General features: G+C 62.3%; 20 protein-coding genes. 15 read left to right on the forward strand and 5 right to left on the reverse strand.

Going from position 1 to position 19,748, the window contains the following annotated elements; genetic code table 11:
* Window positions 1-64: 64 nt before the first annotated feature.
* Window positions 65-1,339 carry an aminopeptidase gene (locus tag ASD64_RS08535; protein ID WP_056103664.1) on the forward strand — a complete coding sequence of 425 codons (1,275 nt, stop codon included), beginning with the start codon at window positions 65-67 and terminating at the stop codon, window positions 1,337-1,339.
* A gap of 13 nt (window positions 1,340-1,352) precedes the next feature.
* Window positions 1,353-1,703, forward strand: a complete 351-nt coding sequence (locus ASD64_RS08540) for a DUF488 domain-containing protein (RefSeq protein ID WP_056103667.1) — start codon at window positions 1,353-1,355, stop codon at window positions 1,701-1,703.
* A gap of 17 nt (window positions 1,704-1,720) precedes the next feature.
* Here the strand turns inward: ASD64_RS08540 and ASD64_RS08545 are convergent, their stop codons facing one another.
* The gene (locus ASD64_RS08545; protein WP_056104946.1) at window positions 1,721-2,074 is read right to left on the reverse strand and encodes an ArsC family reductase; all 354 of its coding nucleotides are present in this window, start codon (window positions 2,072-2,074) and stop codon (window positions 1,721-1,723) included.
* A 177-nt stretch (window positions 2,075-2,251) separates the two neighbouring features.
* On the opposite strand from ASD64_RS08545, the gene ASD64_RS08550 reads away from it, so the two are divergent.
* The 6 genes from ASD64_RS08550 to ASD64_RS08575 all read left to right on the forward strand — a co-directional run bounded on the left by ASD64_RS08550 (window position 2,252) and on the right by ASD64_RS08575 (window position 6,363).
* Window positions 2,252-3,436: a cell wall hydrolase gene (locus ASD64_RS08550; protein ID WP_056103670.1), complete on the forward strand. Its 1,185-nt coding sequence runs from the start codon at window positions 2,252-2,254 to the stop codon at window positions 3,434-3,436.
* 244 nt (window positions 3,437-3,680) lie between these two features.
* A complete protein-coding gene (locus ASD64_RS08555) occupies window positions 3,681-4,082 on the forward strand; it encodes an AtpZ/AtpI family protein (RefSeq protein WP_056103673.1) in 402 nt (133 codons plus the stop codon).
* Between the two features lie 62 nt (window positions 4,083-4,144).
* Window positions 4,145-4,906 carry a F0F1 ATP synthase subunit A gene (locus ASD64_RS08560; protein WP_056103676.1) on the forward strand — a complete coding sequence of 254 codons (762 nt, stop codon included), beginning with the start codon at window positions 4,145-4,147 and terminating at the stop codon, window positions 4,904-4,906.
* 65 nt (window positions 4,907-4,971) lie between these two features.
* A complete protein-coding gene (locus tag ASD64_RS08565) occupies window positions 4,972-5,196 on the forward strand; it encodes a F0F1 ATP synthase subunit C (RefSeq protein ID WP_056103679.1) in 225 nt (74 codons plus the stop codon).
* 62 nt (window positions 5,197-5,258) lie between these two features.
* On the forward strand, window positions 5,259-5,861 hold the full coding sequence (locus ASD64_RS08570) for a F0F1 ATP synthase subunit B (RefSeq protein ID WP_056103682.1): 603 nt from the start codon (window positions 5,259-5,261) through the stop codon (window positions 5,859-5,861).
* Between the two features lie 10 nt (window positions 5,862-5,871).
* On the forward strand, window positions 5,872-6,363 hold the full coding sequence (locus ASD64_RS08575; protein ID WP_056103685.1) for a F0F1 ATP synthase subunit B: 492 nt from the start codon (window positions 5,872-5,874) through the stop codon (window positions 6,361-6,363).
* An 88-nt stretch (window positions 6,364-6,451) separates the two neighbouring features.
* Here the strand turns inward: ASD64_RS08575 and ASD64_RS08580 are convergent, their stop codons facing one another.
* Both ASD64_RS08580 and ASD64_RS08585 read right to left on the reverse strand, forming a co-directional pair.
* Window positions 6,452-7,135: a ribonuclease HII gene (locus ASD64_RS08580; RefSeq protein WP_056103688.1), complete on the reverse strand. Its 684-nt coding sequence runs from the start codon at window positions 7,133-7,135 to the stop codon at window positions 6,452-6,454.
* A gap of 132 nt (window positions 7,136-7,267) precedes the next feature.
* Window positions 7,268-8,422, reverse strand: a complete 1,155-nt coding sequence (locus tag ASD64_RS08585) for a PA0069 family radical SAM protein (RefSeq protein WP_056103691.1) — start codon at window positions 8,420-8,422, stop codon at window positions 7,268-7,270.
* Window positions 8,423-8,586: 164 nt separating this feature from the next.
* Here ASD64_RS08585 and ASD64_RS08590 point away from each other — a divergent pair, with 164 nt between their 5' ends.
* Complete coding sequence (locus ASD64_RS08590) at window positions 8,587-9,093, forward strand: glycosyl transferase family 2 (protein ID WP_056103694.1); 507 nt, start codon at window positions 8,587-8,589, stop codon at window positions 9,091-9,093.
* Window positions 9,094-10,180: 1,087 nt separating this feature from the next.
* Here ASD64_RS08590 and ASD64_RS08595 read toward each other — a convergent pair.
* Both ASD64_RS08595 and ASD64_RS20965 read right to left on the reverse strand, forming a co-directional pair.
* Window positions 10,181-11,203: a substrate-binding domain-containing protein gene (locus ASD64_RS08595; RefSeq protein ID WP_056103696.1), complete on the reverse strand. Its 1,023-nt coding sequence runs from the start codon at window positions 11,201-11,203 to the stop codon at window positions 10,181-10,183.
* A 32-nt stretch (window positions 11,204-11,235) separates the two neighbouring features.
* Entirely contained in the window at window positions 11,236-11,400 is a 165-nt protein-coding gene (locus ASD64_RS20965; RefSeq protein WP_156460079.1) for a hypothetical protein, read from the reverse strand.
* 144 nt (window positions 11,401-11,544) lie between these two features.
* Here ASD64_RS20965 and ASD64_RS08600 point away from each other — a divergent pair, with 144 nt between their 5' ends.
* The 6 genes from ASD64_RS08600 to ASD64_RS08625 all read left to right on the forward strand — a co-directional run bounded on the left by ASD64_RS08600 (window position 11,545) and on the right by ASD64_RS08625 (window position 19,748).
* The gene (locus ASD64_RS08600) at window positions 11,545-12,900 is read left to right on the forward strand and encodes an ABC transporter substrate-binding protein (protein WP_056103699.1); all 1,356 of its coding nucleotides are present in this window, start codon (window positions 11,545-11,547) and stop codon (window positions 12,898-12,900) included.
* 220 nt (window positions 12,901-13,120) lie between these two features.
* Entirely contained in the window at window positions 13,121-14,134 is a 1,014-nt protein-coding gene (locus ASD64_RS08605; protein WP_056103702.1) for a carbohydrate ABC transporter permease, read from the forward strand.
* A 1-nt stretch (window position 14,135) separates the two neighbouring features.
* On the forward strand, window positions 14,136-15,284 hold the full coding sequence (locus tag ASD64_RS08610; RefSeq protein ID WP_056103706.1) for a carbohydrate ABC transporter permease: 1,149 nt from the start codon (window positions 14,136-14,138) through the stop codon (window positions 15,282-15,284).
* A gap of 4 nt (window positions 15,285-15,288) precedes the next feature.
* Window positions 15,289-16,953 carry an alpha-glucosidase gene (locus ASD64_RS08615; RefSeq protein WP_056103709.1) on the forward strand — a complete coding sequence of 555 codons (1,665 nt, stop codon included), beginning with the start codon at window positions 15,289-15,291 and terminating at the stop codon, window positions 16,951-16,953.
* A gap of 58 nt (window positions 16,954-17,011) precedes the next feature.
* Complete coding sequence (locus tag ASD64_RS08620) at window positions 17,012-18,124, forward strand: ABC transporter ATP-binding protein (protein WP_056103712.1); 1,113 nt, start codon at window positions 17,012-17,014, stop codon at window positions 18,122-18,124.
* A 175-nt stretch (window positions 18,125-18,299) separates the two neighbouring features.
* Window positions 18,300-19,748: an aldehyde dehydrogenase family protein gene (locus ASD64_RS08625; RefSeq protein WP_056103716.1), complete on the forward strand. Its 1,449-nt coding sequence runs from the start codon at window positions 18,300-18,302 to the stop codon at window positions 19,746-19,748.

Here is a 19,748-nt window from a genome sequence, read left to right on the forward strand (position 1 = left end):
AAAGGGCAACGGGGCGGGTCTATGTAACAGGCTTGGTATCCATAATAACCGCAGGCTTTCCCAAATGACCGCACATGTCCCTTTGACCACCTCCGCGCGCGACGTCTCTGCGTCCATCGATCCGGTGAAGCTCGACAGGCTTGCAGAAGTTGCGATCAAGGTCGGGCTGCAATTGCAGCCGGGGCAGGATCTGGTTTTGACCTCTTCGATTGCCGCCCTGCCGTTGACGCGCAGGATTGTCGAGCATGCCTACAAAGCCGGCGCCGGGCTGGTGACGCCTATTTTCAATGACGACGAAATCACCCTGGCGCGCTTCCGCCACGGCGCTTCCGCAGGGTTCGACCACGCCGCCGGCTGGCTCTACGAGGGCATGGCCAAGGCGTTTTCCAACAATGCGGCACGGCTGGCGGTGCGCGGCGACGATCCATCTTTGTTGTCCGGACAGGATGCCGCCAAGGTGGCGCGCGCCAACAAGGCCAATTCGATGGCCTATCAACCGGCGCTGGAGAAGATCACCGGCTTCGACATCAACTGGAACATTGTCGCTTATCCGGAAACCGCGTGGGCCAAGCAGGTATTTCCAGGGGAGGGTGTCGAGACGGCGGTGGCAAAGCTCGCCGACGCCATCTTTGCCGCCAGCAGGGTCGATGGCGACGATCCGGTCGGTGCATGGAAACTGCACAATACGGTCTTGAAGGCGCGCACCGATTGGCTGAACGGCCATCGCTTTCATGCACTGCACTTCACCGGTCCGGGAACCGATCTCACCGTCGGGCTGGCCGACGGGCATGAATGGATGGGCGGCGCCTCGACTGCCAAGAACGGCATCACCTGCAATCCCAACATCCCGACCGAGGAAGTTTTCACGACACCGCATGCCTTGCGCGTGTCGGGTCACGTTTCCTCGACCAAGCCGCTGTCCTACCAAGGCACGCTGATCGACGATATCTCCGTGCGCTTCGAGGCGGGCCGTATCGTGGAGGCCAAGGCGTCGAAGGGTGCGGACGTGCTGAACAAGGTGCTCGACACCGACGAAGGTTCGCGCCGTCTGGGCGAAGTGGCGCTGGTGCCGCATTCCTCGCCAATCTCGAAAAGCGGGCTGTTGTTCTTCAATACGCTGTTCGACGAGAACGCCGCCTGCCACATCGCGCTCGGCCAGTGCTACTCGAAATGTTTTGTCGATGGCGCCAGGCTGACGCCGGAAGAGATCGCCTCGCGCGGCGGCAACAAGAGCCTCATCCACATCGACTGGATGATCGGGTCCGGCCAGATCGACATCGACGGCGTACATGCCGACGGTCGCACCGTGCCGGTAATGCGCCAGGGCGAGTGGGCCTAGAAAGGGCGATACCATGTCGAGCTATGCAATCGCGATCAAGCGCGTCTACGAACCGATCGACGACAGCGACGGGCAGCGTGTGTTGGTCGATCGGCTGTGGCCGCGCGGGGTCAAGAAAGAGGATGCCGGGCTTGCCCTGTGGCTGAAGGACATCGCGCCGAGCGACGAGTTACGCAAATGGTTCGGCCACGACCCCGAACTTTGGGCGGAATTCCAGAAGCGCTACCGCGAGGAATTGAAGGACAAGGGCGATGTAGTGCAGGAACTGCGCGGCCTGCTTGCCAAAGGCAAGGTGACCCTGCTTTTCGGCGCTCATGACGAGAAGCACAACAATGCCGTCGCGCTGGCTGAATATCTGAAGTAGGTTTCAGGCCGCCGGGCTTATCGCCCGGATAGTTCCTGCGCATAGACAACTGGCTTGAAGCCGACCAGCAACTGCTCGCCGAGATCGAGCACTGGCCGCTTGATCATCGTCGGGTGCTTCAGCATCAGCGCCTTGGCCCTCTGCTGGGTCAGGCCATGTTTCTCCTCGTCGGCCAGCGCACGAAAGGTGGTGCTGGCCTTGTTGAGCAGCACCTCCCAGCCGACCTTGCCGATCCATCCTTCAAGCCGTTCGGCTTCCAGTCCCTGGGCGCGATAGTCATGGAAGGCATAGTCGATGCCATGGCCTTCCAGCCACACACGCGCCTTCTTGATCGTGTCGCAATTGGGGATGCCGTACATGGTGATGGTCAATTGACTGTCCTCGTGGTCGAGCGATGGCTGCCGGTACTCAAAGCCGATTCGCGCCGGCCTGTCAGTCCGCGCTTCGGCTATGCCTTTGCGAAACATCACGCCTGTTAACCCGGCATCAAGGTTAATGCACCATTTTCGATGCCAGTGGGTTTGAAGTAGCGTTCTGGAGAGTTCCCCGTGCATCGACGTGGTTGGAAGCGGCCGGCGGCCGCCGCCGGTGGCAAGCATCGTTCAATTTTCTCTCCGCTCGTGGTGGGCCTTGGCATCTGGGTAGGCTTTCCTACCGTCACCGCTTTTCAGGACATGACCAGCCTGGTTTCAGGCCTTGAGGCCAATGCGCGCTGGAATTCTTATATCGAGAAGTCCGTGGCCGGTTCCACCCAGGCGGCCGAAATGCCGTTTGCGGCATCGTCTGCAGTTTCCGGCTCCATTTCCGGCGCTGGCGTCGAATTGCCCGGGGTGGGGACGGTTTCATTCCGCAGAAAGAGCGGAGCGGTCGGTGAAACACCGGACGAGGACCGCATCGTGCGCAGCGGCAAGGGCAGCCGCCTTGTCGAGATCGCGCCGGTCGCGCCGCCGAAGAATTTCAACGCCGGTTCGATCTTCGAGCGCACCAGTTCTCTGTTGCGTCCAAGCATGGATAGCGGACTGAAGCTTGCCTTCGCCAAGCCGAGGATCAAGGGCAAGGAAATCGAGATTGCCGCGGCCTTCCATGCGCGAGAAGAGAAGAAGCCGCAGCCCGGCGTGTCGCCGATGCTGGCCAAGCTGATCAATAACGACAAGCCCGACATCCTCGCCACCGCCTATGCCCCGGCCGAGCCCGACTATGCCAAGGCCTCACCGTTCGAGGCCTTGCTGCAGGAGGAGAAGCCGGACAACGGTCGCTTCATCCCGCCTATGGGCAAGGGCGACCATTCGTGGTTGCAGAACCCGCTTCCCGCCGCCGTCTTCTCCAAGCCTGAACAAGTCTGCCTTGCCAATGCCATCTATTTTGAGGCGCGCAGCGAATCTTTGCGCGGCCAGGCGGCGGTCGCGCAGGTCGTTCTTAACCGGGTCCGCAACCCAACCTATCCGAGTTCGATCTGCGGCGTCGTCTACCAGAACGACAACTGGTTCAACCGCTGCCAGTTCTCGTTCGCCTGTGACGGCCATAAGGATCGCGTCACCGAGCCTTCGCGCTACAAGACCGCCAAGGATATCGCCATGGCGGTGACCGCCGGAAAGATATTTCTGCCGGAGGTCGGCTCGTCCACCCACTACTACGCCAGCTACGTCAATCCGGGCTGGGCGCGCGCCATGCACAAGATGACCAAGATCGGCCTGCATATCTTCTATCGCACCTATGGCGGGGGATGGAGTTGACATTGCTCGCACTCGTTCTTGGCTTGGCCCCGCATTTTCCAAGTTCGCGGCCGGATTCTGCCGATTGACGTTCCGGCCATCGCCGGGCACGATGTCGCACTTGTCTAACCGATTGATTTTACAGTACCAAATACTGGGATTTGAAAGCCGTACCGTGGCTTGACGGCGGCGAACCCTCTAACTATGTTGCGCCGCAATTGGATGCGGACCGACGGCGACGTTCTGGCCGGGCAAGGAGGTTGCGATGGCCAACATGAAAAGGCCAGACGGAACCGGAGAGACTGGCCCAGGCAACGATCGCAAAGGCGACATCCGCGACGACGAACTTGAGCAACGTCGGCGTGAGCTTGAAGCATCTCTTGCAGCAAGACAGCCGGAAACGCTTAAGGGGGAAGATAACGCGAAAGCGGGCGGTGCGATCGGTTACGGTCAGGCCTTCAAGTTGTCCAGCGAGTTTATCGCCGGGGTGGCGGTGGGGGTTGGCATAGGCTGGATGATCGATCGGCTTGCCGGAACCTCTCCTTGGGGCCTGATCGTGTTTCTGCTCCTGGGTTTCGCCGCTGGCGTGCTCAATGTCCTGCGTTCGGCCGGCCTGATCGCTGGATTCGGAGAGGGCAAGCGCGGGGCTGACCCGAAGCATGATTGAGACGCGTCTTTGGCGCGATGGATATTTCAAGAAGGCCGCGCGCGGCCATGTGAGGACTGAAAGTGGCAACTGCTGACAAGGTCGATCCGATCCACCAGTTCCATATTAGCAAGATCGTCCCGATCGAGATCGGCGGCTATGATCTGTCCTTTACCAATTCGTCGCTGTTCATGGTCGCTACCGTGGTCGTGGCTTCCCTGTTCCTGTATCTCGCTACGTCCGGCCGTCATCTGATCCCGTCGCGTTGGCAGTCTTCGGCCGAGATGACCTATGAATTCGTCGGCTCGATGCTGAAGGATTCGGCCGGCTCGCAGGGTATGCGGTTCTTCCCGTTCGTGTTCTCCCTGTTCATGTTCGTTCTGACCGCCAACCTGCTTGGCCTGTTCCCCTACTTCTTCACAGTCACCAGCCACATCATCGTCACCTTCGCCTTGTCGATCCTGGTCATCGGCATCGTGGTGTTCTACGGTCTTGCCAAGCACGGCTTCGGCTTCTTCAAGCTGTTCGTGCCGAGTGGTGTGCCGCTCGTGCTGATGCCGCTGGTCGTGGCCATCGAAGTGGTTTCCTTCCTGTCGCGTCCGGTCAGCCTCTCCGTCCGTCTGTTCGCCAACATGCTGGCCGGCCACATCACGCTCAAGGTTTTCGCGGGCTTCGTCGTTTCGCTGAGCGCGCTTGGCGCTGTCGGCATCGCCGGCGCCATACTGCCGCTGATCATGGCGGTGGCATTGACGGCGCTCGAATTGCTGGTCGCGGCACTTCAAGCCTATGTCTTCGCCATCCTCACCTGCATGTACCTGAATGACGCCCTGCATCCGGGGCACTAAGAGAATCGCTCGCAGACGGTCTGCGTCGACGAACCCAAACTGAGATCCTACAAGGAGTTGAACAAATGGAAGCTGAAGCAGCAAAGTACATCGGCGCTGGTATTGCGTGCCTGGGCATGGGTGGCGCGGGCATTGGCCTGGGCAACATCTTCGGCAGCTACCTCGCTGGCGCGCTGCGCAATCCCTCCGCTGCCGACGGCCAGTTCGGCCGCCTGATTTTCGGCTTCGCCGTGACGGAAGCCTTGGGCATCTTCTCGCTGCTCATCGCACTGTTGGCGCTGTTCGGCTGATCTGCCGTTGAACGTGGGGCCGTCCGCGAAGGTGCGGTCGGCCCGAATGACGGGGACGAGAAATGTTCGTGACACCAGCCTACGGGCAAGAAACCGCGCCAGCCGTCGAAGGCGGTGACGCGCATGCCACAAGCGGCGCGCAGGCCGGGACGGAAGTCCCGCACGATGCGGCGCATGAGGGCACGTTTCCGCCCTTCGATCCTGCGACCTTCTCGTCGCAAATCCTCTGGCTGGCCATCACCTTCGGTCTGTTCTACCTGTTCCTGAAGCGGGTCGTGATGCCGCGCCTTGCCGACATCCTCGATACGCGTTCCAGCCGGATCACCCAGGATCTGGATCAGGCAGCCAAGTTGAAGGACGAGGCGGACGCGGCCGTCGCCGCCTACGAACAGGAATTGGCCGAGGCCAAGGCCGGCGCCAACGCCATCGGCCAGCAGGCGCGCGATGCCGCCAAGGCAGAGGCAGAGACCGCCCGCAAGAAGGTCGAGGCAAATCTCGAAAAGAAGCTGGCCGAGGCCGAGGTGCGCATCACTTCGATCAAGTCCAGCGCCATGAAGGATGTCGGCGCCATCGCCGAATCCACCGCCACGGCAATCGTCGAGCAACTGGTCGGCAAGGCCGACAAGGCAGGCGTTGCGGCGGCTGTGAAATCGATCGCCGGTTGAGGGCAGGGCAATGGACGCAACATCTCTCGCAACCGTATGGGCGACAGTCGCTCTCGTGATCTTCATCGGCATCTGCATCTACGTGAAGGTGCCTGCCATGGTGACAAAGTCACTCGACCAGCGCGCCGACAAGATTCGTGCCGAGCTGGACGAGGCCCGCAAGCTGCGTGAAGAAGCGCAGTCGTTGCTGGCAGAGTACCAGAAAAAGCGCAAGGCTGCCGAGCAGGAGGCCGCCGACATCGTCGAGGCCGCCAAGCGCGAAGCCGCAGTGCTTGCCGAAGAGGCTCACAAGAAGACCGAGGATTACGTTGCCCGCCGCACCGTGCTTGCCGAGCAGAAGATCGGCCAGGCCGAGCGCGAGGCGATCAACGAAGTGCGCGCCAGTGCTGTCGATCTGGCTGTCGAAGCCGCCCGCAAGGTTCTGGCCGGCCGGGTGGACGCCAAGGCGAACACGGATATGTTCAAGGCTTCCATGCAGGAAGTGAAGGCCAAGCTCAACTGAGCTGCCACATATCGCCATCCGGATTGCCGAGCCGCCTGGGAAACCTGGCGGCTTTTTACTGGCAAAATGGGGTAGATCGCGCAGGCGCTTATGTGCTTTGGCTTTCGTCGACTTCCGCCATTTCCAGCCTGAAAGGTGCAAATGAGACGCGATGCAGGCGTTTCAGGGGGCCATACGCCTTGATAGCGGTGCGATGGCGCAAGGTAGCGTAGCCCATATGGATTTCGAAGCCGTAGTGGGCGTGGCGCCTGCCGCAGTCGGACATCATGCGGTCGCGCATCACCTTGGCGACGATCGATGCGGCGGCGATAGACTGCGAACGCTGGTCGCCCTTGACCAGCGCCCGTCCGAGGCAAGGCAGGCCGGGCGGCACGTCGCGGCCATCGGCAAGGGCAAGCCTGGGCCGCACAGGAAGCCCGCACAGCGCCCGCCGCATGGCTTCGAGGCTGGCCTTGCGGATGTCGCTGGCGTCGATGCCTTCGGCGCAGACCGAAGCCATCGCAACGCCGAGCGCCGAGTTCAGGATAGCCTCGAATATTGGTTCGCGTTGCGCATGGCTGAGCCGTTTGGAATCGTCGAGGCCATCGGGGATGTTGGTCGGATCAAGGACCACCGCCGCCGCCACGACCGGTCCCGCGAGCGGGCCGCGTCCGGCCTCGTCCATTCCGGCAACAGGCCACAGCCCTTCGGCTTTTGCCGAAGTCTCGAAGGAAAAGTCGGGGCGTTCGACAATTTCGAAGAGGAGCGGAGAATCGGGGCGTGCGCGAACCATGGTGCGGCGAAGTTCGCATTGGCCCCGATTCTCCGCAAGGCCCTTCCGGCCGGTGGGGAGCGGGCGGGAAGGACACCGTCGGCGGGGACGGGCCGGACGGGATTTCAGAAAGATTGAACTGCCTTCCAATTGTCACAACAGCATAAGCTGCTCGTTCTGCTTGGCGGCGGCGACGAACTGATCCGTGCGCAACGTGCGCCGCTCGGTGTTGAGGCCGAGCCGCTTGGCGGCGATCTCGAAGCGCCGCCCGATCTGCCAGGCATAGGGTCCGGCGCCCTTCATGCGCTTGCCCCATTCCGAATCGTAGTCCTTGCCGTCGCGCATCGAGCGCACCAGCGACATCACATGACGGTAACGGTCGGGATAGTGGCGCAACAGCCAGTCCTTGAAGATCGGGCTGACTTCGAGCGGCAGGCGCAACACGACATAGCCGGCCTCGCGCGCACCGGCTGCGCGTGCCGAATCGAGGATGCGTTCCATCTCCTGGTCGGTGAGGCCCGGAATGATCGGCGCCACCATTACCGATGCCGGGATGCCTGCATCCGACAATTGCCGGATCGCTTCCAGCCGCTTGGTCGGCGTCGAGGCGCGGGGCTCCATGGTCCTGGCCAGCATGCGGTCCAGCGTCGTGACCGACAGCGCCACCTTGGCCAGTCCGCGCTCGGCCATGCGGGTCAAAATGTCGATGTCGCGCGTCACCAGTGCCGACTTGGTCACGATGCCGACCGGATGGCCGCGCGCTTCCAGCACTTCGAGGATTTCGCGCATGATGCGGTACTGCTTCTCGATCGGCTGGTAGGGGTCGGTGTTGGTGCCGATGGCGATGGTACGCGGTGTGTAGCCGTCCTTCGACAATTCCTTGTCGAGCAGGCGCGCGGCGTCCGGCTTGGCAAACAGCTTCGATTCGAAATCCAACCCCGGCGACAGGCCCATATAGGCGTGGCTGGGCCGGGCAAAGCAGTAGACGCAGCCATGTTCGCAGCCGCGATAAGGATTGATCGAGCGGTCAAAGGAAATGTCCGGCGACTCGTTGCGGGTAATGATGGTGCGCGGCCGTTCCACCTGCACTTCGGTCTTGAACGGCGGCAGATCTTCCAGCGAATCCCAGCCGTCGTCGAAGACATGGCGGCTGATCGGCTCGAAGCGGCCCGACGGGTTGATGCCGGCCGAGCGTCCGCGATTGCGGTCGGGCCGCACGCGCATGCCGCTTTGTTCAATCATTGCATTGGCCATCTCTGCCCGTCCGGCCCCAAAGGCTACAATGTCCGCCCGCATGATCTGTTCCATCTTGGCCTTCTCCCATGGGGCTTTGGCAGGCTGTCGAATCGCTGTTCTCATGAAATTATTCCTATTCGACAAATGAGAACAAAGCAAGAACTTTGTTTAAAAGGCGAGATAACCGGGAAAGTCGGGAACTGGCGGAACGGAATCCTTTCGGCTATTCCGACTGGATGCTGAGCGTGTTGATCGAGACGAGGAACGATGAGGAAGGCCTGGCTCGCACGCTGGCCTCGCTGATCGGCGGTGCCGTCGAAGGCGTGGTTCGCGACGTCATCGTCTGCGACCATGGCTCGACCGACCAGACCCACAAGGTTGCGGATCATGCCGGCTGCGTCTGGCTGCCCGGAATAGGACTTGCCACGGCAATCCACCAAGCCAAGGGCGAGTGGCTGCTGTTTGTCCAGCCGGGCGCGCGGTTGCTCGACGGCTGGGTGGACGGTGCAACCGGCCATATGGCCAAGGCCACCATGGCTGCACGCTTTGCGCGGGCGCGCTCCAGCCGCACGCCGTTTTTTTCACGGATGCTCACCCGCCCAAGCCCGCTGGCCCAAGGGCTGCTTATCTCGAAGGCGCGCGCCCTTGCCTTGTCGAAAGCAGCCGCCAATTCGGAGGCCCTGGCTCGTGGGTTAGGGGTCAAAACGCTCAGTGCGGAAATCGCGCCGGCGCCGTTGAAGTGAAGGAAGCATGCCTGATGCCAGTGGCTGCATGATTGACCACTAGGAATCTCTTCTCGCGTCGGCAAAGGGTGAGTCTTTTCATCGCCACGCCCGGCATTTGCCGTCTGGTGGTCTTTGCCCCGCCGGTTCCCTGGTTTCGCAATTCCAAACGGAAAACCGATTCCCACTTTTCCTGGAATTGCTCTTAAGCCCGCTCGCTGCGCTCGTCTCTGGCGGGGACGCTTTTCGTGCCGCTTGGGGAGCGATAAGGGACACACCGCTTTTTTCCTTTCGTCATCCTCGGGCAAGCCTGAGCGTAGCGAAAGGCACGACCCGAGGATCCATGCCGTGAGGGCCGGGAGGCACAGGGGGGTTCAGAACGAGGGATGTTCTGCACCGTATCGCGCTGCCGCTTCGTCACGGCATGGATCCCAGGGTCTGCGCGACGGCCTTTGGCCTGCTCCGCCCCAGGATGACGAAGGTGGTGGAGTACAATTATTCATCGCCACGCTGCCTTTTCGGCCCTGGCCATTGTCAAAGAACTGACCTCGATTGAGAGGTCGGGAAGACGGGCGGCCGTTCGGACGCTCGTTTGGTAAGTAATGCGACCTTGCGGCCGCCCGTCCGGTGGCTGTCATCCCGTCGACCGGAAAGCCCGCCGCAAGACGCCGGCCTGTCGGATGCCCTCGGGTCCACTGGCGCCGAACCAGTGGGGGGAGGTCACCGCCGCTCTAACCGTTGCCCGGTGCGCAGCCGGTTCCCGCAAGAGCGATGGGGCGGAGTATGCAGGGGCTGGCGAGGGATGTGGAAAAGAATGCCGTCGGCTTCTGCTCGAAGCGAGCGGGATCAACGGGTTGGCGAGGTGAAGGGGTTGGTTTGATCCACGATTGACCGCCGCGCTCCACGGCTTCACAGCAGCTAAATACCCCTCATCCGACTGCTGGTGCGCTCGGCCATCGCCCGGCCCTTCGCCATGGCTCCGGGCGAACACACCTCTCCTCACCCCCAAGGGGCGAAGGGACGGCCTTCTCGCTTTGCTCGAATGAGAATTCCGGGATGACGATGCTGAGGTTGCGCTTCGGTTTGCGAACGGCGGCAGGCCGCAAGGTCAGCGCGGCACGCCGGCGACAGAGCCGCGCACGACGACATCGACAGGCCAGACCTCGCCGCGGATTTCACTTTCCAGTCCGGAAATGCGCGCGGCAAGCCGCTCCGCTACCCGCGCGCCGGCAGCCCGGATCGAAGAACGGGTGGTCGCCAGCGGCACGGAAAAGTTCTCCGGTCTCAGCCAGGGGAAAACATCGTCATGGGCAATCAGCGATACGTCGCCAGGGATGCTGACGTTGAGGTCGCGCGCAGCGCGCACCACGCCCAGCGCCATGATCAGGCTGGAACACAGGATCGCGGTTGGCGCGTCTGCACCTTCGAGCAGCCGGCGCGCTGCCCGGTAACCGTTCTCCTCGGTCATCGCCATCGACAGCACGTGGCGGCCGTCGAGCGACAGGCCACTGCCGGCCAGCGCTCGCCGCACCCCTTGCTCGCGATGGATGGCGAAGGTTTCGCGAGTGTCGCCGTTGATCAGCGCCGTGCGCTGGTGGCCGAGTTGCAGCAGCAGCCGGGTCGCTTCGTGGAAGGCGCCTTCATTGTCGATGTCGATATAGGAATAATCGAAATCGTGGCCGTCGCTGCGGCCATGGACGATGAAGGGAATGCCGAGTCCATGGAGCAGGGCGATGCGCCGGTCTGCCGGGCGCGGCGACGAGATATAGACGGCATCGACCTGCCTGTTTGCCACGATGCGCCGATAGGTGGTCTCCTGATCGTCGGCGTCGGCGGGCGACAGGACCAGGTCGAGTTCATGCGCGCGCGCATAGTCGCCGAGGCCTGACAGGAACTCGACGAAATGCGGGTCGATGTCGACGCTTGTGCCGGTCGGCAAAACGTAGCCGATCATGCCGGTCTTGCCGGTGGCGAGACGCCGCGCGCTGGGATTGGGCCGATAGCCGTGCCGCTTGGCGGCATCCACCACCCGCCGGCGCGTTTCCTCGTTGACCTCCGGATAGCCGTTCAGGGCGCGGCTCACCGTGGTCTGCGAAAGCGCCAGCATCTGCGACAGCTGCTTGAGGTTCAAACCTGTCTCCACCAATCCAAAGCGCTTTAAAATCAGAACCGACGCGCATGGATATTCAGCTTCCGAACATAAGCGGCGGCGGCGGCGGTTGAAAGCCGGATTTGCTGCTGCGCTGCAAAAATACGTGCTGCATCGCGGAAAAATCGATGGATCTGGCGAAAAGATAAATCGATTAACTTGTAACCGGCTTGACTCATCGTCGATTCGGTGGCGAGATAAAAGCAACCAAAGCGCTTTGAAATGTCTTCAAAGAGTCAGGTTCTGGCCTTGAAGGCGGTGAAGCGGCCTCGGCGCGCGGAATGGAGGTTCCGCACGATACTTGCACCAACGGGAGGAAGCCGATGAAGAAGATGCTTTTGACGGGCGCGGCCCTTGTCGCCTTGGCGTGGAGCCTGCCTGCACATGCGGAGCTGAAGTTCAAGCCGGGCGAGGATCAGCGTTTCCAATGGGCGAACTTCGACGATCTCAAGAAGGTGGACCTGAAGGGCGAGACGCTGACCATTTTCGGTCCGTGGCGCGGCGAGGACGAGGCGCTGGCGCGTTCGGTATTCGACTATTTTTCCGAGGCGACCGGCGTCGAGCTGAAATACTCATCTTCGGAAAACTACGAGCAGCAGATCGTCATCGACACCCAGGCCGGCAGCCCGCCCAATCTTGCAATCCTGCCGCAGCCGGGACTGATCCAGGACCTTGCCTCGAAAGGCCTGCTTACCCCTCTCGGCGACGATGTCGCCGCGTGGGTCAAGGACAATTACGGCGCTGGCCAGTCCTGGGTGGATCTCGGCACCTACAAGGACAAGGACGGCAAGCCGGGCTACTACGCCTTTCCCTACAAGGCCGACGTGAAGTCGCTGGTCTGGTATTCGCCCGACAATTTCGAGGAAGCCGGCTACGAGGTGCCGAAGACGCAGGAAGAGCTTGCAGCGCTTGAGCAGAAGATCATCGCCGACGGCGGCAAGCCCTGGTGCATCGGCCTCGGCTCCGGCGGCGCGACCGGCTGGCCGGCAACCGACTGGGTCGAGGACATCATGCTGCGCACGCAGACGCCCGAGGTCTACGACAAATGGGTGAAGAACGAGATCCCGTTCAACGATCCCGCGGTGGTCAACGCCATCGATATCTTCGGCAAGATCGCGACCGACGACAAGATGGTGGATGGCGGTGCCGCGGCGGTGGCGGCCACCGATTTCCGCGACAGTCCCAAGGGGCTCTTTGCGGTGCCGCCGAAATGCTACATGCATCACCAGGCATCCTTCATTCCCTCCTTCTTCCCGGAAGGCACGGAACTCGGCGTCGATGCGGACTTCTTCTATTATCCGCCCTATGCCTCCAAGCCGGAGCTTGGCCAGCCGGTGCTAGGCGCCGGCACGCTGGTGATGATCACCAAGGATTCCAAGGCTGCGCGCGAGTTCATCAAGTTTCTGGAAATGCCGCTCGCGCATGAACTGTGGATGGCGCAGAAGAGCTTCGTCACGCCCTTCAAGGGCGCCAACACCGAAGCCTATGGTTCGGAGGCGCTGAAGAAGCAGGGCGAAATCCTCGCCAATGCGACGACGTTCCGCTTCGACGGTTCGGACCTGATGCCGGGCAAGATCGGTGCCGGCTCGTTCTGGACCGGCATGGTCGACCTTGTCGGCGGCAAGCCGGCCGAGGCAGTGGCCACCGATATCCAGAAAAGCTGGGACGCGATCAAGTAGATTTGGGCCACAGGCGAGGGGCGACGCAGCCTCCCAGGGCGCGCTGGCCCGGACCTTGAAGGTTCGGGCCAGCTTATCTGGAGACACGCCTGGCGGGCGCAAAATCGGCCTGGCGCTGGCTGTTCCATGACGCGGAGCGGCTTTGCACGCAGGGACAAGGCGGCAAAATCAGGCGAACGCCGCTCCATTGAAATCGGCACCGCTCGCGGGGGAGGAACCCATGGCAGCTCAGATTTTCTCGGCCATTTTCGTCATCCTCGTCGGCGTCGGCGGTTGCGTTGCCTATTTCTGGGGAGCCAACAAACTGCTCGATATCGTCTTCCCGTCGCGCGGCGTGACGGGGGCGGCGGCGGTCGACAATCTGCGCCGGCAAGGGTTCATCCGGCCTTGGCTGTTCGTCGGCCCGGCGCTGCTGATCCTGACGGTCTACCTGATCTATCCGGTCGTCGAGACGCTACGGCTCTCCTTCATGGACCGCGGCGGCACCGGCTTCGTCGGTTTCGCCAACTATGAATGGGCGCTGGGCGACCGCGAGTTCCGCAATTCCATCCTCAACAACGTGCTGTGGCTGGCGGTGGTGCCGGCGGCCTGCACCTTCCTCGGGCTGGTCATCGCGGTGCTGACCGACCGCATCTGGTGGGGCACGATCGCCAAGAGCCTGATCTTCCTGCCGCTGGCGATTTCGTTCGTCGGCGCCAGCGTGATCTGGAAGTTCATCTATGAGTATCGCGGCGATGGCCAGGTCCAGATCGGCATCCTCAACGCCATCGTGCAGTTTTTCGGCGGTGCGCCGCAGGTGTGGATTTCCATCCCTTTCTGGAACAACTTCTTCCTGATGATCATCCTGATCTGGATCCAGACCGGCTTTGCCATGGTCATCCTGTCTTCGGCGCTGCGCGGCATTCCGGAGGAGACGCTGGAGGCGGCGGTGATCGACGGTGCCAACCCCTTCCAGATCTTCTGGAAGATCATGATCCCGCAGATATGGGGGACGATCGCGGTGGTGTGGACCACCATCACCATACTAGTGCTGAAAGTGTTCGACATCGTCTTGACCATGACCAACGGCCAGTGGAATTCGCAGGTGCTCGCCAACCTGATGTTCGACTGGATGTTCCGTGGCGGCGGCGATTTCGGCCGCGGCGCCACCATTGCCATCGTCATCATGATCGCCGTGGTCCCGATCATGATCTGGAACATTCGCCAGGCCAACCGCGAAACGGGAGGACACTGAGATGGCGACCGGAAAATCCTTCCTCGGCCGTTTCGGCGTCCATCTGGCGGTGCTTGTCTTCGTCGTCATCTGGACGATCCCGACGCTCGGCATCCTGGTATCGTCGCTGCGCGACAAGGACCAGATCGTCGCCTCCGGCTGGTGGAATTCGGTGGTCTCGTCCAGCCAGACGGAAGCCGGGCGGCTGCCGCCGGCTTCGGCGCAGGTCGAGAAGGACGGCAAGTTCTTTCTGGAAGGCAATATATTCGGCGACGGGCCTGTGCGCAGCATTAGCGCCTTCGGTGTCAGGTCGGCTGCTCCGACGCAGTATGAAGCGGGCGTGGTTGCCGACCTGGGCGAGGGCGTCACCTTGCAGTTGAACGCGGATGGCAGCTTCGCCATGGCCTCGCCCAAGGCGTTCGAGGGCGAGCGCGGCCAGCGCGTTTATTTCGCCTCCTCGGCCCCGCCGCGCTTCACCACCGAGAACTATGAGACGGTGCTGTTTTCCGAAGGCATCGGCCGCTCCTTCATGAATTCGCTGACCGTGACCATCCCGGCCACGGTGATCCCGATCCTGATTGCGGCGTTCGCCGCCTACGCGCTGGCCTGGATGCGCTTTCCGGGAAGGGCGCTGTTGATAGCGGTCATCATCGGCCTGCTCGTCGTGCCGCTGCAGATGTCGCTGATCCCGCTGCTCAAGCTCTACAACGGCGTCGGCGTGTTCTTCGGCGTGCCGGTGAAAACCTATCTCGGCATCTGGCTGGCGCACACCGGCTTCGGCCTACCCTTCGCGATCTACCTTTTGCGCAGCTACATTGCCGGCCTGCCGCGCGAGGTCATGGAATCGGCGCGCATCGACGGCGCCAGCGATTTCGAGATATTCGTCAAGATCGTGCTGCCGCTGTCGTTTCCGGTGCTGGCGTCGTTTGCCATCTTTCAGTTCCTGTGGGTCTGGAACGATCTTCTGGTGGCGATGGTGTTCCTCGGCACCGAGGCCGACCAGATCGTGCTGACTGCCAAGCTCAACGCGCTTTTGGGTTCACGCGGCGGCGATTGGGAAATCCTGACGACCTCGGCCTTCATCACCATCATCGTGCCGCTGATCGTGTTCTTCTCACTGCAACGCTACTTCGTGCGCGGCCTTCTCGCCGGCTCGGTCAAGGGAGGCTGATTCCATGCAGGCGGCGCAACACGCCCACAATCCGGCCCTTGCCCCCGATCGCGACTGGTGGCGTGGCGCGGTGATCTACCAGATCTATCCGCGCAGCTATCAGGACAGCAATGGCGACGGCATCGGCGACCTCAAGGGCATCATTGAAAGATTGCCCTACATCGCGGCCCTCGGCGTCGATGCGATCTGGATATCGCCCTTCTTCAAGTCGCCGATGCGGGACTTCGGCTACGACGTCACCGATTACTGCGATGTCGATCCGATGTTCGGGACGCTGGCGGATTTCGATGCGCTGGTGGCCGAGGCGCACCGGCTCGGCCTCAAGGTGATGATCGACGAGGTGATTTCGCACACCGCCGACGATCACCCCTGGTTCAAGGAGAGCCGCGCCAGCCGCACCAATGCCAAGGCCGACTGGTATGTGTGGGCCGACGCCAGGCCGGACGGCAGCCCGCCCAACAACTGGCTGTCGATCTTCGGCGGTTCGGCCTGGCAATGGGACACGCGACGCCAGCAATACTACCTGCACAATTTCCTGGCTGAGCAGCCGGACCTCAATTTCCATAACAGCGAGGTGCAGGATGCGCTGCTGGACGTAACCCGGTTCTGGCTGGAGCGCGGAGTCGACGGCTTTCGCCTCGATACCATCAATTTTTATTTTCATTCCGAGGGGCTGGAGAACAACCCGGCTCTGCCGCCCGACCAACGCAACGACCAGACAGCACCTGCCGTCAATCCCTACAACTACCAGGACCACCTCTACGACAAGAGCCAACCGGAGAATCTGGGCTTCCTCGAGCGCTTCCGCGCCTTGCTTGATGAGTATCCGGCTGCCGCCGCCGTGGGCGAGGTTGGCGATTCCCAGCGCGGATTGGAGGTGGTGGCGGCCTATACGGCCGGCGAGAAGCGCGTCCACATGTGCTATGCCTTCGATTTTCTTGCACCGGAAAAGATCAGCGCCGCCAAAGTCAGGACCGTGCTGGAAACCTTCGGCAAGGTCGCCGGCGACGGTTGGTCGTGCTGGGCGTTCTCCAACCACGACGTGATGCGCCACGCTTCGCGCTGGGCAGCCGGCGAAGCCGACCGCACCGCCTATCTCAAGGTGGTGTCGGCGTTGCTGATGTCGCTGCGCGGCTCGGTCTGCATCTATCAGGGCGAAGAGCTTGGCCTGACCGAAGCCGATCTCGCCTTCGAGGATTTGCAGGACCCTTACGGCATCCGCTTCTGGCCCGAATTCAAGGGCCGCGACGGTTGCCGCACGCCGATGGTGTGGGATGGAAGTGCGCCGAATGGGGGTTTCTCGACGGCAAAGCCCTGGCTGCCGGTGCCGCCCGAGCATCTGGCCAGCGCGGTCAGTGCGCAGCAGGGCGATGAAGCCTCGCTGCTGGAGCACTACCGCCGCTTCCTGGCTTTCCGCAACGCGCATCCGGCGTTTGCCAAGGGTGACATCGAATTCCTCGCCGGCGAAGGCGACGTAGTGGCCTTCACGCGCCGCGAAGGCAACGAGCAGATTGTATGCGCCTTCAATCTGGGCAGTTCGCCGGCGGAAATAGGCGTGGGTGACGGACGCTCATTGCAGCCGCTGCCGGGACATGGCCTGTCCGGTCAGGCAACGGAAGGCAAGGTGCGGCTTGGAGGTTACGGTGCCTGGTTCGGGCGCTTCGCCTGAACAAAACAAAACGCCGGAGCGTTTCGACCGCTCCGGGACTGTTCAACGGGAGGAAATCATGGCCGATCTGACGCTCAGGCAAGTGAAGAAATCCTACGGCAGCGTGCATATTCTTCACGGCATCGACCTCGACATCAAATCGGGCGAATTCATCGTCTTCGTCGGGCCGTCCGGATGCGGAAAATCCACGTTGCTGCGGACCATTGCCGGGCTGGAGGAGATCAGTTCGGGCGAACTCAGTATCGCCGGCGAACGGGTCAACGACGTGCCGCCGTCGAAGCGCGGCATCGCCATGGTGTTCCAGTCCTACGCGCTCTACCCGCACATGACCGTTTACGACAACATGGCCTTCGGCATGAAGATCGCCCGCGAGGACAAGGCGGAGATCGACCGGCGGGTGAAGCAGGCGGCGGAAATCCTGCAACTGACCAGATATCTCGACCGCCTGCCGCGCGCTCTCTCCGGCGGGCAGCGCCAGCGCGTCGCCATCGGCCGCGCCATCGTGCGCAATCCCAAGGTGTTCCTGTTCGACGAGCCGTTGTCGAACCTCGATGCGGCGCTGCGGGTGGCGACCCGCATCGAGATCGCCAAGCTGAAGGAATCCATGCCGGGCACGACGATGATCTATGTCACTCACGACCAGGTCGAGGCGATGACATTGGCGGACCGCATCGTGGTGCTGAAGGATGGCCATATCGAGCAGGTCGGCACGCCGATGGACCTCTACAAGAAGCCGGGCAATCTGTTCGTGGCCCAGTTCATCGGCTCGCCGGCGATGAACATATCCCCGGCGACCGTCAGCAAGGCCGGCAAGACGACGATCGTGGAGCATGTCGGCGGGCGCAAGGCCACGGTGCCGATCGCCTCGCCGGCGAAGGCCGAGGGAGCGGCGATCAGCTTCGGCGTGCGGCCCGAGGATTTGTTCATTGCCACCGGCAAGGATTATCTGTTCGAGGGCAAGGTCGACTATGTCGAGCAACTGGGCGAGGTGCAGCTTGTCTATGTCGATATCGGGCGTGGCGATCAGCCCTTGGTGACCAAGTTGCCCGGCAATGTCGAAGTCGCGCGCGGCAGCATCTTGAAATTGGCCGCCAATGCGGAAGACTTGCACATCTTTGACGGCAACGGCCACTCTTTCGCGCTCAACGGTGCGGTCGCCGAAGTGGCGTGATCGTGACCATTGTGGGATGCGGGCCGGCGGCTTTCCCGCCGGCCTTTGCCATTCGGGCGTGGCACACCCATATCGGGCGGGTGAAGCTTGAGGGGCAAGGCAGCGGAGCCTAGAACCACGACCGGATTGACGGTTGGGTAGACACTCGCTCGACCGCGATAACAGGAGCGATACGATGCTGCGCAAGACGGATTTCTTCATCGACGGAAAATGGGTCGCTCCGGCAGTGGCGAATGAACTGGAGGTCATCAACCCGGCCGACGAGCAACCCTTTGCCGTCATCTCTATGGGCTCTGGCGCCGATGTCGACAAGGCGGTGGCCGCGGCACGGCGCGCCTTTGAAAGCTGGAGCGTGACCAGCCGTGAAGAGCGGCTGGCAGCGCTGGAGCGCTTGCTCAAGGTCTATAAGACCCGCATGGGCGACATGGCCAAGGCGATTTCCGACGAGATGGGCGCGCCGATCAAGCTGGCCTTCGAATCGCAGGCGGCAAGCGGCGCAGGCCATATCGAGGCGTTCATCCGCACATTGAGGGACTACACGTTCGAAGCGCCGCTGAGCGACGACAATCGCGGTGAGCGCATCGTGCATGAACCGATCGGCGTTTGCGGCCTGATCACGCCGTGGAACTGGCCGATGAACCAGGTGACGCTGAAGGTGGTGCCGGCGCTCGCGGCAGGCTGCACCGTGGTGCTGAAGCCTTCGGAGGTCGCGCCGATCTCGTCGGTGGTCTTTGCCGAGATCATGGAAGAAGCGAATTTCCCGGCTGGCGTGTTCAACATGGTCAATGGCGACGGGCCGCAGGTCGGCGAGGCGATGTCGCGCCATCCGGGCATCGACATGATGTCGTTCACCGGCTCCACCCGCGCCGGCATTGCCGTTGCCAAGGCGGCGTCGGAGACGATCAAGCGCGTGGCGCTGGAGCTGGGCGGCAAGTCGCCCAACATCGTCTTTGCCGACAGCGATCTTGAGGCGGCAATCAAGCGCGGCGTGCGCCACTGCTTCAACAACACCGGCCAGTCGTGCAACGCACCGACCCGCATGCTGGTCGAACGCCCGGTCTATGACCGCGCCGTGGGCATTGCCGCCGATGTCGCCGCCACCGTCAAGGTCGGCAGTCCGGCCGACGACGGCAACCACATCGGCCCGCTGTCTTCGGAAGTGCAGTTCACCAAAGTGCAGAGCCTGATCGAAAAGGGCATCAAGGAAGGCGCGCGGGTGGTGGCCGGCGGGTTGGGAAGGCCGGAAGGCTTCAATCGCGGCTACTATGTGCGCCCGACCATCTTTGCCGACGTCAACAACGACATGACCATTGCGCGCGAGGAGATATTCGGACCGGTGCTGGCGATGATCCCGTTCGACACGGAAGACGATGCGGTGGCCATCGCAAACGACACGCCCTATGGGCTCGCCGCCTATGTGCAATCCGGCGACAAGGTGAGGGCGCAGCGCGTGGCCCGCAAGCTGAGAGCCGGCATGGTGCAGATCAATGGCGCCAGCCGCCCCTATGGCAGTCCGTTCGGCGGCTACAAGCAGTCGGGCCTTGGCCGCGAGGGCGGCAAATGGGGGCTTGAGGACTTCCTTGAGGTCAAGGCCGTCAGTGGCTGGGACGAGGCGGTCGGCTGA

The sequence above is a fragment of the Mesorhizobium sp. Root157 genome, assembly GCF_001427385.1.
Taxonomy (GTDB): domain Bacteria; phylum Pseudomonadota; class Alphaproteobacteria; order Rhizobiales; family Rhizobiaceae; genus Mesorhizobium.